The 16,256-nt window shown below is 38.3% G+C and carries 13 protein-coding genes and 1 pseudogene; all 14 read left to right on the plus strand.

From position 1 onward, the window contains the following. Positions 1-205: 205 nt before the first annotated feature. Positions 206-3,787 carry a pyruvate:ferredoxin (flavodoxin) oxidoreductase gene (gene nifJ / locus CDOM15925_RS03895; RefSeq protein ID WP_169941304.1) on the plus strand — a complete coding sequence of 1,194 codons (3,582 nt, stop codon included), beginning with the start codon at positions 206-208 and terminating at the stop codon, positions 3,785-3,787. Between the two features lie 209 nt (positions 3,788-3,996). Then, a complete protein-coding gene (locus CDOM15925_RS03900) occupies positions 3,997-4,686 on the plus strand; it encodes an aspartate/glutamate racemase family protein (RefSeq protein ID WP_169941306.1) in 690 nt (229 codons plus the stop codon). Between the two features lie 201 nt (positions 4,687-4,887). After that, the gene (locus tag CDOM15925_RS10055; RefSeq protein WP_249934681.1) at positions 4,888-5,172 is read left to right on the plus strand and encodes a hypothetical protein; all 285 of its coding nucleotides are present in this window, start codon (positions 4,888-4,890) and stop codon (positions 5,170-5,172) included. A gap of 6 nt (positions 5,173-5,178) precedes the next feature. Then, a complete protein-coding gene (locus tag CDOM15925_RS03905) occupies positions 5,179-6,852 on the plus strand; it encodes a methyl-accepting chemotaxis protein (RefSeq protein WP_349644318.1) in 1,674 nt (557 codons plus the stop codon). 244 nt (positions 6,853-7,096) lie between these two features. Continuing rightward, complete coding sequence (locus CDOM15925_RS03910) at positions 7,097-7,417, plus strand: DUF2325 domain-containing protein (protein ID WP_169941309.1); 321 nt, start codon at positions 7,097-7,099, stop codon at positions 7,415-7,417. Beyond that, positions 7,418-8,143 carry a hypothetical protein gene (locus tag CDOM15925_RS03915; protein WP_169941311.1) on the plus strand — a complete coding sequence of 242 codons (726 nt, stop codon included), beginning with the start codon at positions 7,418-7,420 and terminating at the stop codon, positions 8,141-8,143. It abuts the gene before it with no gap. A 14-nt stretch (positions 8,144-8,157) separates the two neighbouring features. Beyond that, the gene (fldA, locus tag CDOM15925_RS03920; RefSeq protein WP_169941313.1) at positions 8,158-8,649 is read left to right on the plus strand and encodes a flavodoxin FldA; all 492 of its coding nucleotides are present in this window, start codon (positions 8,158-8,160) and stop codon (positions 8,647-8,649) included. Between the two features lie 104 nt (positions 8,650-8,753). After that, on the plus strand, positions 8,754-9,179 hold the full coding sequence (locus CDOM15925_RS03925) for a hypothetical protein (protein ID WP_169941315.1): 426 nt from the start codon (positions 8,754-8,756) through the stop codon (positions 9,177-9,179). A gap of 89 nt (positions 9,180-9,268) precedes the next feature. After that, the gene (gene luxS / locus CDOM15925_RS03930) at positions 9,269-9,775 is read left to right on the plus strand and encodes an S-ribosylhomocysteine lyase (RefSeq protein WP_169941317.1); all 507 of its coding nucleotides are present in this window, start codon (positions 9,269-9,271) and stop codon (positions 9,773-9,775) included. Between the two features lie 16 nt (positions 9,776-9,791). Beyond that, positions 9,792-10,916 (plus strand): DNA adenine methylase, encoded by a 1,125-nt coding sequence (locus CDOM15925_RS03935; RefSeq protein ID WP_169941319.1) that lies wholly within the window; start codon positions 9,792-9,794, stop codon positions 10,914-10,916. A gap of 213 nt (positions 10,917-11,129) precedes the next feature. Then, entirely contained in the window at positions 11,130-13,577 is a 2,448-nt protein-coding gene (locus tag CDOM15925_RS03940) for a molybdopterin-dependent oxidoreductase (protein WP_169941321.1), read from the plus strand. Between the two features lie 107 nt (positions 13,578-13,684). Beyond that, positions 13,685-15,535, plus strand: coding sequence for an invasion protein CiaB (gene ciaB / locus CDOM15925_RS03945; RefSeq protein ID WP_169941323.1), 1,851 nt, complete (start codon positions 13,685-13,687; stop codon positions 15,533-15,535). Continuing rightward, positions 15,535-15,939 carry an acyl-CoA thioesterase gene (locus CDOM15925_RS03950; RefSeq protein ID WP_254064969.1) on the plus strand — a complete coding sequence of 135 codons (405 nt, stop codon included), beginning with the start codon at positions 15,535-15,537 and terminating at the stop codon, positions 15,937-15,939. Before ciaB ends, CDOM15925_RS03950 begins: the two co-directional genes overlap by 1 nt. 70 nt (positions 15,940-16,009) lie before the next feature. Then, positions 16,010-16,256: pseudogene (locus CDOM15925_RS03955) on the plus strand (ABC transporter substrate-binding protein); the annotation flags it as partial.

The raw sequence follows: 16,256 nt of genomic DNA on the forward strand, positions 1-16,256 counted from the left end.
TCTAAAATTTAGACTTTATATTTAAGGTTTGTTGCAAATTTATTTCATTTGTAAATTTGATTTAAATTTAATATCTCAGCCAAAATTTGGCTTAGACTTGAACCAAATTTAAAATAATTATTAGTTAATTGCATTAAACATCTATTTTGAAATTTCGTTTTATAATTAAAAAAATTGTATAATTGAAAGAAATTCAAGGAAAAATATGAGCAAAATTATGAAAACTATGGACGGTAACGAGGCGGCGGCTTACGCTTCTTACGCATTTACGGAGGTTGCGGGAATTTATCCTATTACTCCGAGTTCTCCGATGGCTGATTACACTGATGCTTGGGCTGCGGCAGGAAAGAAAAATTTATTTGGAATGCCCGTTAAAGTCGTTGAAATGCAAAGCGAAGGAGGCGCGGCAGGAACGGTTCACGGCTCACTTCAAGTAGGTGCGCTTACCACTACTTACACGGCTTCTCAAGGTCTACTTTTAAAAATTCCTAATATGTATAAGATCGCAGGGCAGCTTCTTCCGGGGGTTATTCATGTGAGCGCTCGCTCCATCGCTGCTCAAGCTTTATCTATATTTGGCGATCATCAAGATATCTATGCCTGTCGCCAAACGGGGTTTGCGATGCTGGCAAGCGGTTCTGTTCAAGAGGTTATGGATATCGCAGGCGTTGCGCATTTGGCGGCTATTAAGGGTCGCGTGCCGTTTTTGCACTTCTTTGACGGATTTAGAACAAGCCACGAAATTCAAAAGATTGAAGTTATGGATTATGCTCATTTTGATAGACTTTTGGATAAAGAGGCGGTTCAAAAATTTAGAGACGAGGCGCTAAACCCCGAGAGTCCAAAGACTAGAGGTACGGCTCAAAACGACGATATTTACTTTCAAACCAGGGAGCTGACTAACCGCTTTTATGACGCGGTTCCTGATATAGTTGCTGATTATTTGGCTGAAATTTCAAAGATAACAGGACGCGAGTATAAGCCGTTTAACTACTATGGAGATCCGCAAGCGGAGCGAATTATAATAGCTATGGGCTCGGTAACTCAAACCCTTGAAGAGGTTGTTGATCACTTAAGAGCAAAGGGCGAAAAAGTAGGCATTATCAAAGTTCATTTGTATCGTCCTTTTAGCTTAAAATACTTATTTGACGTTATGCCAAAAAGCGTTAAGAAAATCGCCGTTTTAGACCGCACAAAAGAGCCAGGAAGCTTGGGCGAACCGCTATATCTTGACATAAAAGCTGCATTTTATGAAAGCGAATTAAAGCCTGTCATAGTCGGCGGTAGATACGGACTTAGCTCAAAGGATGTTGATCCTGCTCAGATGATCGCGGTATTTGAAAATTTAAAACTGAATGAGCCTAAGAACGGCTTTACCGTAGGAATAGTAGATGACGTAACTTTCACATCTCTTGATGTGGGCGAGAAAATTTCACTGAGTGACGATAGTGTAAAAGAGTGTTTGTTTTACGGACTTGGCGCTGACGGAACTGTTGGAGCTAATAAAAACTCCATTAAGATCATCGGCGATAAGACCGACCTTTACGCTCAGGCTTATTTCGCATACGATAGTAAAAAATCAGGTGGATACACGCGCTCGCATTTAAGATTTGGCAAAAACCCTATCCGCTCGACCTATCTTGTCTCAAACCCGCATTTTGTCGCATGCTCGGTCGCGGCGTATCTTGAACTTTACGAGGTTATAGACGGCATAAGACAAAACGGAACGTTTTTGTTAAATTCAATCTGGGATGCAGAGGAGACTCTGGCTAAAATTCCAAACAGAGTTAAGAAAATTTTGGCTCGCAAAAATGTAAATTTCTACATCATTAACGCTACTAAGCTGGCTCATGATATCGGGCTTAAGAATCGCACAAATACTATTATGCAGTCAGCCTTTTTTAAGCTTGCAGACATCATACCTTTTGAAGATGCGCAAAAATACATGAAAGAATACGCTCACAAAGCATACTCCAAAAAGGGCGAAGCGATAGTTGAGATGAACTATAAGGCTATCGATATGGGTGCCGGTGAGCTTGTAAAAGTACCAGTAGATCCTGCTTGGGCAAATTTAAGCGATGAGAGCGATACGAAAGAACAATATATCGGAACCGATTTTGTCGAAAAGGTAGTAAAGCCGATAAATGCGGCTAAGGGTGATAGCTTGCCGGTATCCGCGTTTTTAGGCTATGAAGACGGACACTTCGAGTCGGGAACAACGGCTTATGAAAAGCGCGGCGTAGGCGTCATGGTGCCAAAATGGATAGAGGAAAATTGTATCCAGTGTAACCAATGCGCATTCGTATGTCCGCATGCTGTTATAAGACCGTTTTTGATAGATGATAACGAGCTTGAAGCGGCTCCTCAAACGGTAAAAGATCATGTGTTAGACGCAAAAGGCAAGGAGCTAAAAGGTCTAAAATATAAAATTCAAGTTAGTATCCTAGACTGCACCGGCTGTGAGCTGTGCGCGCAAAACTGCCCTAGCAAAGAAAAATCTCTTGTAATGGTGCCTTTTGAGGAGGAACAAGAGAAAAACGAGCAGGTAAATGCCGATTATCTATTTAAAAATGTAACTTATAAAGATGATCTTATGAGCAAAGAAAGCGTTAAAGGCTCAAGTTTTGCTCAGCCTCTTTTTGAGTTCCATGCGGCTTGTCCGGGATGCGGTGAAACTCCTTATCTAGGACTTATTACAAGGTTGTTTGGCGATCATATGATAGTGGCGAATGCGACAGGTTGTAGCTCGATTTACGGAGGAAGCGCGCCTTCTACGCCATACACTACAAATAAAGAAGGACACGGCGTGGCTTGGGCGAATTCGCTGTTTGAAGACAATGCCGAATTTGGTATGGGTATGGAAGTAGCTACCCAAACTATTCGCCACCGCATAGAAGATATAATGCTTCGCACAAAAGATATCGTGCCAAACGCACTTAGCGCACTTTATACCGACTGGTGTGAATTTAAAAACGATAGTGCTAAAACCAAAGAGATAGCTAAAATTTTGGTGCCGATTTTAGAGCAAAATTCGCAAGTTGAAGGTGTAAAAGAAATTTTAAGTCTTAAAAAATACCTCATTAGAAAATCTCAATGGATTATCGGAGGCGATGGTTGGGCTTATGATATCGGCTTTGGCGGACTTGACCACGTGCTTGCAAGTGGCGAGAATGTCAATGTGCTTGTGCTTGATACGGAAGTTTATTCAAATACGGGCGGGCAAAGCTCAAAAGCAAGCCGTGCGGGTTCTATCGCGCAATTTACCGCCTCAGGCAAGCCTGCTCAGAAAAAAGATCTTGGTTATATCGCGATGACTTACGGAAACATCTTTGTAGCACAAATCAACTCAAATGCAAGCCAAGCAAACACGATAAAAGCGATTTTGGCGGCTGAAGCATATGACGGACCAAGCCTCGTGATAGCCTACTCGCCTTGTATCGCTCACGGTATCAAAGGCGGACTTAGCTACTCCGGCAATCAGGCCGAACTTGCTACAAAATGCGGTTACTGGCCAACTTATGTCTATGATCCAAGACTAATGAAAGAGGGTAAAAATCCGCTTAAGATGACATCTAAAGAGCCTGACTGGAGCCTTTATGAGGAATTTTTATTAAACGAAGTTAGATATAGCGCTCTTAAAAAGACAAATCCAGAGCATGCGGATGCGCTTTTAAAGAAAAACGAAGATGACGCTAAGCGTCGCTATCGCCAGCTAAAACGCCTATCGGTGGCTGATTTTAGCGATGAGGTTGAAATTGAGGCCAAAGCGACAAATCAAAGTGAATGATCAATTTGCCCCATAAAGCTGCTTATAAGAGTGGCTGGTGGGGTAAATTAAACCCATTTAAATTAAGTAATATGTTGTCAAAAGCTAGGCGTCTCAAAATTTAATCTCTCTAATTTTACATAACCTCATTACAAAATGCTACAATACGATTAAATTTATCCTAAGTAAAGTTGCTATTAAATTAACTAAATTTAAAGTAAAGGAAAAATATGAAAAAGATCGGTCTAATTGGCGGTATGAGCTATGAATCCACGATCACCTATTACGAGCAAATCAATAAAAAGATTAATGAACGACTAGGTGGGCTAAACAGCGCCGAAATCATTGTAAGTAGCTTAAATTTTGAGCCTATTGAGGCGTATCAGCGCACCGACAAGTGGGATGAGGCGAGTGCGATTTTAGCTTATCATGCACGTATTTTGGAAAGTGCAGGATGCGATTTTATATTTATTTGCACTAATACTATGCATAAAATTTATGATGCGGTACAAAGCGCAGTAAGTGCCCCTATCGTGCATATCGCGGATGCTACGCTTAATGCACTAAAGCATGAAAATATCGCTCGCGTGGGTCTGCTTGGCACTATCTATACGATGAAAGAAGGATTTTATAAAGATAGGTTGGTGTGTGGCGGCGTAGAAGTCATTTTACTAAGCGAAGATGAGATGGAAATTGTAAATAGCGTTATCTTTGATGAGCTTTGCTTGGGTAAAATTTTAGATAACTCGCGTGAGAAATTCCTGCAAATTATTGAAAATTTAGCTAAACAAGGTGCCGGTGGTGTGATACTAGGTTGCACGGAAATAGGATTGCTTATTTCTCAATCAGACACCAAAGTAAAGCTATTTGATACTACTTTGATACATATAGATGAAGCGGTAAAATTGGCTCTGTTTTAGGTTAAACTGAAAATAATTTTTAGTAAGATTGACTCGCAGGCTAGTTCAGAATAATTAATTTTATTAATAAAAATAAACTATACAGTAATATTTTATTTGTTTAGCTAATTTATATTATTTATTTTATTAAAAATTTAGAGAAATATTATTAAAATCGCGCTATAAATTTATTAATATTTAAGCTATGTTTTAAGGATTTTTATGTTTGGGTTTTTTAATAAAAAAAGTGAAAATTCGGATGTGTCCGTCAATGAAAACGACCTACTTAGCCTGTATTTATCTTCAAGCGATATAGAAAATAAAATTAGCGCCGTTAAAATGCCAATCAAGTTGGCTCTTGGTTATGTGATGCCAAATTCCGATTTTGCAAATATCAGTAATCGCCTAAAAAACATATTGCCTTCGGATTGTATTTTGATTTTAGCCAGCTCTTCGGGTCTTTTGTGCAGCATAGACGGCTTTAAATCCAAAGATAAAATTTACTGAGAGGGTATGGATGGCGAGGGTGTAGCTTTGATGCTATTTTCTAAAAATATGATCAAGGATGCGTACGTAGCAACCGTAAATTTGCACGCTAATACAAAAGAAACCAAAGAACAGATAGAAAAGATCCAAAGAGAAATTTCAAGCATAAAAGTTCCTTTTAAAGTAGATTACGAAGATACTTTGGCATACACTCTTATAGACGGACTTAGCGCAAGCGAGAGCTTTTTCATGGAGGCTATTTATAATTCTGGCAAAAACCCGTGTCTGTATGTCGGAGGAAGTGCCGGTGGAAAGCTTGATTTTCAAAATACATACATCTATGACAACTCAAGAATAGTCCAAGGCAGTGCCGTAATAACTTATATAAAGCTTAATGAAGACTATCGTTTCGGCGTCTTTAAATCTCAAAATTTTGAAGCCACATCCACTAAATTTACAGTTTTATCCGCTGATATAAAGACCAGAGTCGTAAGAGAATTTGTAGATATAAATACAAAAAGCCGAGTTAACTGCATAGACGCGCTTTGCGATACTTTTAAATGCTCGCCTGTAGAGTTAAGATCAAAAATGAGCCAATACACATTCGGCATAAAAATAAATAACGAAATTTACGTGCGTTCGGTTGCAAATTTTGATTTAGAAAACAAACTAATGCAGATGTATTGCGATATAGACAGCGCCGAAGAGCTTTATCTACTTAAAAAAACAGATTTTATAAGCTCGACTGTGGATAATTACAATAAATTTAGCAGCGGCAAGCCAAAGCCCATCGGAGCGATACTGAATGATTGTATTCTAAGAAGACTAAATAATGCAAGCGAGCTTAGCGGTGTTAAAATTTTTAACGATTTTCCTGCGGTCGGGTTTTCTACCTTTGGCGAGCTTTTGGGCATAAATATCAATGAAACCCTGACGGCTATATTTTTTTACAAGACACAAGGTCAGTTTAGCGATGATTATGTAAATTCATTTATCAATAAATATAGCGAATTTAAAGCCTATTTTTTAATGAAAAGAGTACAGAGGCTAGAGCTTATTAATCTTATAAATAAAACCATGCTACTCCAGCTGGAGGCAAGTTTTCCGATTATAGATGGCGCAAGTTTGGCTCTTAAAAACACTTCAAAAGACTTTGAAGAGGTTAAAAGCGATATAGATAAGGTAAATACGGTCTTAAAGCAACTTGAAATTTGGCTTGCGTCTAGCGGCGAAAAGATGAATATCGAAAATGAAATTTCTCAGCTTCTAAATAGCATAAATGATTTAAACGGCATTTTTGAGATCATTTCAGAGATCGCCGATCAGACGAATTTGCTCGCTTTAAATGCCGCCATAGAAGCCGCGCGCGCAGGAGAATACGGCAGAGGCTTTGCAGTGGTTGCTGATGAGGTTAGAAAACTTGCCGAAAGAACGCAAAAGTCACTAGGAGAGACTACGAATTCCGTTAAATACGTATCTGAGCTTGTAAATTCTATAAGCGAAAATACTAAAGATATTAGCGCTCAGATACTAGAGATATCTCAAAATTCGCAAAACGTATCTGAAGCAATGAGAAATTTAGTAAATTCTGGCGAAAAGATATCAAAACAGATGCAAGATCAGACCAGATCAAGCGATGAACTTGATGTCGAACTTAAAAGAGTAAAAGCTTATGAGGACTTATTAAACAAACTGGTTTAAATTAGAAGACTAAATTTGGCTATTATCAGACTAGCTAAATTTAGCCGTTTGTTTTGCTTGCACTACTTAAATCAACAGCTAAATCTAAATAAAAATTCTTAAGAATACTTCTAAAATTTCAAAGCTTAAATTTATGTTACAAATTTACACTAAACTGATAATAGATATCAAGACTAAGAAATAATTTAGCAAAGATAGTTTATAATAATCGATATCAAGACAAATAAAAAGCTAGGAGTTCATAATGTCAGTTTTAGTAATCGGAGCCGACGAGATAACGCCGATAAAAGCGGTTTTGAAAGATTTGGGAGCTGAGAAGATAGAGCACTGGGACGCAAGAAACGAAAACAGAGTAAATCGTAAGCCAATCCCGCAAGATACTAAATGCGTTGTGATGCTAACGAGCTTTTTAAATCACAATACTATGAAAACTATCAAAACTCAAGCCAAAAAGCGAAATATCCCTATAGTATGCGCAAAAAGAAGCGTTAGTTGCGTATTTTGCGAATACTGCAAGGTCTTTGGGCTAGACAAGGAATTCAAATGCAAATCAAAAGATTGCTAAATGAAATTCGGCTTTTTATCAGATATTGGAGAAATAACTCCAAATATTTTTTCAAAGCTTGATAGGGTAAAAAAAGCAAAAATTTTTATAAATTTGTATAACTCATGCGTAGAAGATGAGCTAAAAATCCCTAAAAATTATTATAAATTCGGGTTTAGCTTGCAAAATATCTTTTTAAAAAGAGTTGATGAGTTATGCAAATTTAAACATCAAAGCTTTAAAAAACCAACTAGCTTTTGTGTGGCTTCAAATACTATAATCTATGCTTTTAAAAATGGAAATTTAGATGAAATTCCCGTTATCGCAGGCACTCCTAAACACCCTGCCGCAAAGCTACTCATGCTACTTAAATCACAAAACGGAATTTGTTTTGATGCGGATATAATGTTTTCTCAGTTTGTTTATGATAAAATCCGTAAAAAACATCTTGATAAAAATGTTTATTTTCAAGACGGCATAATCTTTGCGGAGCATAACGGCAGAAAAATTTTTGGAGTTTTGCCTAGCTTTAAGGAGATTTCAAAAGATAGGTTTCATCTGGCAAATTACGAAATCGCAAGGGCTTTTAAAGCTCTTGACGAGAACGGATTTGATAGGATGTTTGTTGTTTTTCCGCGCAACACAAACTTCTTAAGGCACATAGAGGTTAATACTTGTTGCGGAAACTATGGCGGTGAGGCTAGGCTTAAGCTTGTTCCTTACACCATCGTTCATAACGTATTTTAATTTAAGGAAAGTTTATGATAGGAATAATTTTTGGAAGCAGTATGGGAAATACTGAAGAGGCGGCAAAATTTTTGTCTGAAAATTTAGGGCTTGAAAACGAGCTTTTAAACGTAAGCGATTGCGATGCGGATAAGATAAACAGCTTTGATAAGCTGATCCTTGGCACTTCCACATGGGGAAGCGGCGATTTACAAGATGATTGGGATGCGTTTGATTTCGAAGGTCTTGAGCTTAGCGGTAAAACTGTTGCGGTATTTGGAATGGGCGACAGCGAGAGTTATAGCGACGAGTTTTGTAATGCTATGGGCAAGCTTTACGATCATGTCGTAAAACAAGGCGGAAAAGTCGTAGGTAGCGTATCAACAGACGGATATAGCTTTGATAGTTCCGATTCTGTTCGCGACGGCAAATTCGTAGGACTTGCGCTTGATGCGGATAATGAAAGCGATCAAACAGAGCCGAGAATTCTTGCTTGGATTGAGCAGATAAAACCTCAATTTGCATAACACATCTTTCCCCTTTTTGGGGAATTTGCCTCTCTTTTTTAAAATTCATAAAAATTTAACTTCAAAATCTATAAAATCTTTTAAAATTTAAAATTTGGATAGAGATGTTTAGAAATTTAAGGAATTTTATAAGCGCTAAAGAGCTTAAATCGGCTTTATTTTTGGCTGTCTTATCAAGTATGATTTTAGCTTTGATAGCTATAATAGATCTGAAATTTGATTTTGCTTCAGGCGGATTTGCAGAGGCTAGCGACACGATGAAATTTGCTTTTTTAGCTCTTGCTATTTATATTTTTATCAAGATTTTTACATTTTTTAAGAGATTTTATTTTTGGGCTTTGACGCTTTTTGTTGTGATATTTATGGTTGATTTTTATATCGTGCTTAACCTCCTTACAGGCTTTGACGGCACATACAAAGAGCTTAGTGAAATTACTATTTATCAGGCTTTGATCGCTTTAAATTTTCTTTATATTCTCATCTTAAATATTATTCCCGATGGAATTTTTAACAGCCAAAAAGATAGCTAAAATTTGGGCGTTTTTGGCTTCAAATTTAGCTTAAAAACTTTTGTATTTTATTAAATTTTCGCTACAATCTCACGAAAAAAGGAGATATGATGCCATTGCTTGATAGTTTTTGCGTAGATCACGTAAAGATGAACGCCCCGGGGGTTAGGTTGGCTAAAACTATGAAAACCCCAAAAGGCGATGATATAAGCGTTTTTGATCTTAGATTTTGCAAGCCTAATGAGGAAATTTTGCCCGAAAAAGGAATTCACACTCTTGAGCATTTGTTTGCAGGCTTTATGAGAGATCATCTAAACGGCAACGGAGTTGAGATCATCGATATCTCGCCGATGGGTTGCAGAACGGGGTTTTATATGAGTCTTATCGGCACTCCTAGCGAAGAAGATGTAAAACAAGCTTGGCTTAAATCAATGAGCGATGTCTTAAACGTAAAAAACCAAAGCGAAATTCCGGAGCTTAACGAGTATCAGTGCGGCACTTACAAGATGCACTCGCTTGAAGAAGCGCATGCGATCGCAAATAAAATTTTAAAAAGCGGACTTGGCATCATTAACAACGACGAGATAAAACTTGATCTAAAAGCTATGGGCTTGTGAGTTAAATTTGACGCAGATGATTAGCGATGTAAAGCCTGAAATTTCAAGCGAAAATAAGGCTTTTTTAACCGAGCAAATTTTAACCTATCTTGGCAATAAGCGCTCCTTGCTTGGATTTATAGAGCAGGGCGTATTGCACGCTAAAAGCGAATTAAGGCGAGATAAGTTAAGTTGCACGGATGTCTTTTCAGGCTCGGGAATTGTGGCTAGATTTTTAAAGCGACATGCAAATTTTATCGTTGCAAACGATCTTGAGCTATATTCTAAAATCACAAATGAATGCTACCTTGCAAATTTAACACCCGAGCTTAAAGCCGAACTCAAAACTACTTTAGCAAAACTTAAAAAAGAGATAAAAAGCAATTTTAAAAGCGGCTTTATAACAGAGCTTTACTCCCCAAAAGATGAAGCTAGTATCACACCAAACGATAGGGTTTTTTATACACCTTATAATGCGCGCTATATCGATACCGCAAGAGCTAGCATTGAGCTTTTGGATGAAGAGATAAGGCCGTTTTTCCTAGCCCCGCTTCTGCATTCTGCGAGCGTGCATGCAAATACGAGCGGCGTTTTTAAGGGCTTTTATAAAAATAAAGACAAAATAGGGCAGTTTGGCGGCGAAGGAAAAAACGCGTTAAAAAGAATTCTAGCTCCTATTGAGCTTAAAATGCCTGTTTTTTCTAATTTTAACGTTGAATTTGAAGTTATGCAAAAGGACGCAAATTTACTGGCAGGCGAGATTGGCAAGATCGATTTGGCATATCTTGATCCTCCTTATAACCAGCACCCTTACGGCTCAAACTATTTTATGCTGAATTTGATTGCCAAATACGAGCGTCCAAGCGAAATTTCAAAAGTTTCAGGCATAGCTAAAGATTGGAATCGCTCCGTTTATAATCAAAGAGCAAACACTGCTGAAGCGTTTTTTGATCTCATTAGGAAGCTGAAGGCTAAATTTGTGATCATATCTTTTAACTCCGAAGGATTTATTTCAAAAGAGAGCTTTGAAAAAAATCTTAAGAAATTTGGCAAGGTAGAATTAAAAGAGCAGAAGTATAACGCTTTTCGCGGAAGTAGAAATCTAAAAAGCCGAAGCTTGCATGTAAACGAGCTTTTATTTATACTCAAAAAACAAAGCTAAAATTACAATTTTAATTAATAATTCTAAAGACACCCATAAAAAAATTTTAAAATATACCAATATAACTTTAAGTACAAAATCTATAAAATTTCAATAAACTATTTTTAAATAAATTTTTAAAAATAGAAAAATATAAAGTTTGCAACCGTAAAAATCAAATTTTATACTGTTCTTTACTTGAAAAAGCTAATCAATTTTAATAAAGGAGAAAAGGTGAAGAGACGAGACTTTATAAAGACTTCAGCCGTTTTGGGTGCTAGTACGCTAAGCGCAAGCAGGATCGAAGGCGTAACGCAAACGATTTTTGATAACAAAAAGCTGTTTGGCGCAAATAGATTCGGTACGTTTTGGGCGAACATCAATTCGGGACAAATTGTTTCCGTAGACAAATTCGAGGGCGATAAGTTCCCAAACACTATGAACTACTCGCTTCCTGACGTTATACAAAACGAAAACAGAGTGCTTTACCCGATGGTTAGAAAAAGCTATCTAAAAGCCAAAGGTCCTTCAAAAAGCGAACTAAGAGGTAAGGATGAGTTCGTGCGTGTTAGCTGGGACGTTGCGCTTGATCTGGCGGCAAAAGCGTTAAAAGAAAATTTCGACAAATACGGCCCTGAGAGTATTTACGGCGAGTGCTACTGGTGGGGCGGTAGCGGTAAAGTAAGCTGGGGTAGAACCGTAGTGCATAGAATGCTAAAAATTCTTGGCGGATATGTTGAAGAAAGTGGGGATTATTCAACGGGTGCAGGGCTTGTCATCATGCCTCACGTTGTTGGTGGAAGTGCGGTTTATGATACACCAACCAAGTGGAAAGCTATCGTTAAAAACGCTAAAAACGTAGTATTTTGGGGTACCGATCCGATAGTTACAAACCAAATAGCCTCCGTTCCTCCGACACACGATAACTATCTTGGAGTTATGGATCTTAAAAAATCAGGCATTAAAACCTATAGCGTAAACGTCATGATTAACGACACTTCAAGATATCTTGGCTCTGAAAACGTCATCGTTAAGCCAAATACCGATACCGCAATGATAATCGGAATGTGCCACTATCTATATGAAAATAAGCTTTATGATGAGCAATTTATCAAAACTTACACCGTCGGCTTTAATAAATTTAAAGATTATTTCCTAGGAACTGAAGATAAGGTGGTAAAAGATGTAAATTGGGCGAGTAAAATTTGTGGCGTTAAACCCGAATACATCGCTAAATTTGCAGAAAAACTGGCAAAAGAGCCAAGCACTATCGTAATAGGTCGTGCACTTCAAAGAGCAGATCATGGCGAGCAAATTTTCTGGGCTTTAGTAACTCTTAGTGCGATGCTTGGACATGTGGGCAAACAAGGACTTGGCTTTGAGTTTAGCCTTGGTTATAACTCAGCAGGCGCAGGCGATAAGATAGCTCCTATCTTAAAAGGACTAAGCACAAGAATTAGCGAAAAATACGAAACTCCTGACGCTCCTTGGAAGAAATTTAAAAATGTAACCATTCCTTCATCACGCTCTATCGAGGCTCTTGAGCATCCGGGCAAGGAGATTGACTATAACGGCAAAAAGATCAAGCTTCCGCACATGAGAGTGGCCTTTAACGCGTCAGGCTCTATGTTTACACGCCATCAAGATGTAAATAATATCGTTAAACAATGGAAGAAATTTGAGACCGTTATCACTGCAGAGCCTTATTGGACCAGCACTGCAAAACTATCCGATATAGTATTTCCTGTGGCTATTGAAGTTGAGAGAAACGATATCAACCAAACCGCTCCAAACGGCGAATATATCGTAGCGTATAGACCGCTTGTAGAGCCGATGGGCGAGAGCAAGAGCGACTTTTGGATTTGTGAGCAAATTTGCAAACGCTGGGGCATGGCAGAGGTGTTTACAGAAGGCAAAGATGAGCTAGGATGGGCAAAAGAGCTATATGAAGACGCTATGGCGCAAGCAAAGGGGCTTAATATATCTATGCCTAAATTTGAAGAATTTTGGGAAAAAGGCTTTGTGAGATTTGAGCAAGATAAAAAAGAGACCGAGCTTTACACCAGACTTGAAGCTTTTAGAGAAAATCCTACTAAAAATCGCCTTGGAACGCCATCCGGTAAGATAGAAATTTACTCGCCTACGATAGCGAAATTCGGCTATGCAGACTGCCCTGGTCACGTTACTTGGATCGAGCCTATCGAATGGTTGGGGGATGCAAAAAAGACGGCTAAGTATCCGATTCACATCGTAAGCCCTCACTCAAGATATCGCTTACACTCCCAGCTAAACAACTCTATCATCAGAAGCTTTGCCGAAGTTAGCGGCAGAGAGCCGATTTTGATGAATCCAAAAGACGCTAAAGATCGCGGACTTGCCACCGGCGATATAGTAAGAGTGTTTAACGATCGCGGCGAAATTTTAGCCGGCGTGCTGGTAACTGATCTTGTTCAAGAAAAAGTAGCGGCTATATGCGAAGGCGCTTGGTATGATCCTGAGGTTTGGGGAGAAAAGAGCCTTTGCCAACACGGTTGCGTAAACGTCTTAACTATAGATAAAGGTACAAGTAAGCTTGCTCAAAGCAACACCGCTCACACGACTTTGGCGCAAATTGAGAAATTTAAAGGTGAGATTAAGCCTATTAAGGCGTTTTCAAAACCTGTCATACTTCAATCTCTTTAACAATTTTAGCCCGAATTTTTCGGGCTAAAATTTCTTATTATATTATCTTGTTATATTATTTTCATTTAACACTTATGTGATAAAATTAGCCTTTTAAAAGGAAATGTATGAATGATTTTAAAAGATTAAACGAGTTAAATAAAGAGCTTAAAAGCAAGCTAAATTCCCTTTATAAAGACTATGATAACGAGCTTGTAAAAAGAGGGCTTGAGATAGCTAAATTTCAAGGAAGCCAGAGTGAAAAAACGGCTATCTTAAGACGAATTGTAGATCTTAAAGTTGATCCTTTGATAAATGAGCTTAAAAAGCTTGGACGAAATGAAGAAGAGATCCTTGAAATTCGCGAAAAGATGTATGACTATACAAGAGAAATTCATGAAAATTTGCATACTGAACTTATAAAAAAGATAAAAGAAGAGCAAATTTTAGACGAGTTTTATCTTGAGCTTATTAATGGCGTGCATAACGTCGGAGTAGTGATAAACGATATGCAAAAGTCGTGGCAAGCTCATATAGTAGACGGGATAAATAAAGAATTTGAGACTAAATTTAAGGATATGAACAAGGCGCGAGATTTTATATCGCAAAACGGGCTTTTTCAGCTTGATACTAATGGCGAGGTTTGCGATAGGACTTACGGTGCAGTCGTTAAAAACGGCGAAAAATTTGAGTTTAAGCCTTATGCGGTAGTGTTTGAAAGCGACATTAGGATGCTTGAGAGCAAATTTGACGAGATGATCGCCGTCCTTAAAAAAATAGCTACCAACGAGGAGCAAAGCGCTTATATAAACTATTTTATAAAGCTTAAAGAGGCGTTTTGCCAAAGAGAAAATTCCAAAGTAATCTCTGCATGGCAAGAGGCGGAAATAGCATGGATGGACGTGCGCTCGCCGATTCAAGTCGGACATCCGCTTGAATACTATGAGGATGCTTATACCCACGCAGTCGCGCTTGAATGGGATATCAGGCTTGCTGAAGTAAGCGAATTTAACGAGGATAAATTTAAGCAAGATATAAAAGATAGCTTTGAAAAAATTTACAAGCAAGTAGTTGCCAATAGCCTGAAAATGCATGAATTGGTGCTTTCAAACATAAATAAAACTCAGCTTTACATCTCAAATCCTATGATTTATTACGGTGCCGAGCTTAACGGGCTATTTTCGGCGCAAGTCGTTCCAAATGACGAATTCGTAAGCAAAAAATGCGGCAAGAAAATTTTCGCTTTTGTAAATCACGTCTATGAAAGCGCTAAAGCAAGACCGTTTATGAGGCTTTCAGGCGAAATTTTTGATAGAGATTTTTTAAATTTCGGAAGAGAAATTTTATTTACCAAGCCTGAAGTATGGAGAAGGGTTTATGAAATTTCAACGATCGGACATGAATTCGGACACGTGCTTTTTGTTAGCGAAGATAGTGAAAAAGAGATGAATACGGGCGGCGTGTTTAAATTTATAGAAGAATATAAGGCCACAACCGGGGGGCTTGTGAATTTCTTTTTGCATGAAGAAGAAATGTATAAGCTGCCCGTATTTCACGAGCTCATAGCGCGTTGCGTGGGGCTTATAGCTTGGCGTGAGGTTGATGAGGTTAGAGCGTATTATTGCGAAGGACTTATCCATCTTAGCTTGCTTTTTAAAGCGGGTGTGCTTGGCTTTAAAGATGAGAAATTAAGCGTGAATTTTAGCTTGCAAAGCTACGAGAAATTCAAAGAAATTTGTATGAAAAATTATGAGGATTTAGCCACTCATTATGTTAAAAAGGCTGAAGCGGGCGAGTTTTTGGCTAAATTTTGCGAACCTGACGGACAAAGCTATCTGCCAAAAGATGAAAATGTAAGAGAATTTGTCAAATTTTACTTTGATTTGTACCAAAAAATCGGCAATGAGATCGATAATAGCGGCGAGTGGGAAAGATGGCAAGAAAGAGCGAACGAAATATACAAAAAGGAGTGTGTGTGATAGAGGCTATGGGAGAACCGCGCATAAAAGTAGTCGCGCTACCAAAGGATACAAACTCTGCGGGCAATATATTTGGCGGTTGGATAATGAGTCAAATCGACCTTGCGGGAGCTACGGCTGCTCGTGAGGTAGCGCCTGAGAGAGTTGTGACGATATCTATGCAAGAGGTTATTTTTAAAGAGCCTGTTTTTATCGGTGATGTGGTTAGCTGCTACGCTAAAATTCTTGCAGTGGGCAAAACATCGATAAAAACGCAGATAGAAGTAACGGCTCAAAGGCTAAATAAAGACGGCTTTCGTGAGTGCATACACGTAACAAGCGCGATCGCAACCTACGTAAGTGTCACAAAAGACGGAGTTAAAAAGCCGATTGATGAAGAGTTAAAGAGGCTGCACGGGTTTTAAATTTACAGCTAATTTTAATATGCATTTTTGTAATATTTCTTTATATCTTGAATTATATAAAGGAGATATTATGAAAAAAATAAGCTTAGTTTTTCTACTTATTTTAGGGCTTTTAAGCCTAAATGCAAGCGAATTTAGAAGCGTAAAAGATATGGCTGGAAATGAGGTAAAAATTCCTGCCGTAACTACAAAAATCGCCGCTCTTTGGCACGCAAATAACCAGATGATCCTAACGGTAGGCGGCGCAGACAAGATCGTAGCAACTACCGATAAGATCAGGCAAAACAAGTGGTTTGCACACATCTATAAGCCTATCG

Source organism: Campylobacter sp. RM15925 (assembly GCF_012978775.1).
Classification (GTDB): domain Bacteria; phylum Campylobacterota; class Campylobacteria; order Campylobacterales; family Campylobacteraceae; genus Campylobacter_A; species Campylobacter_A canis.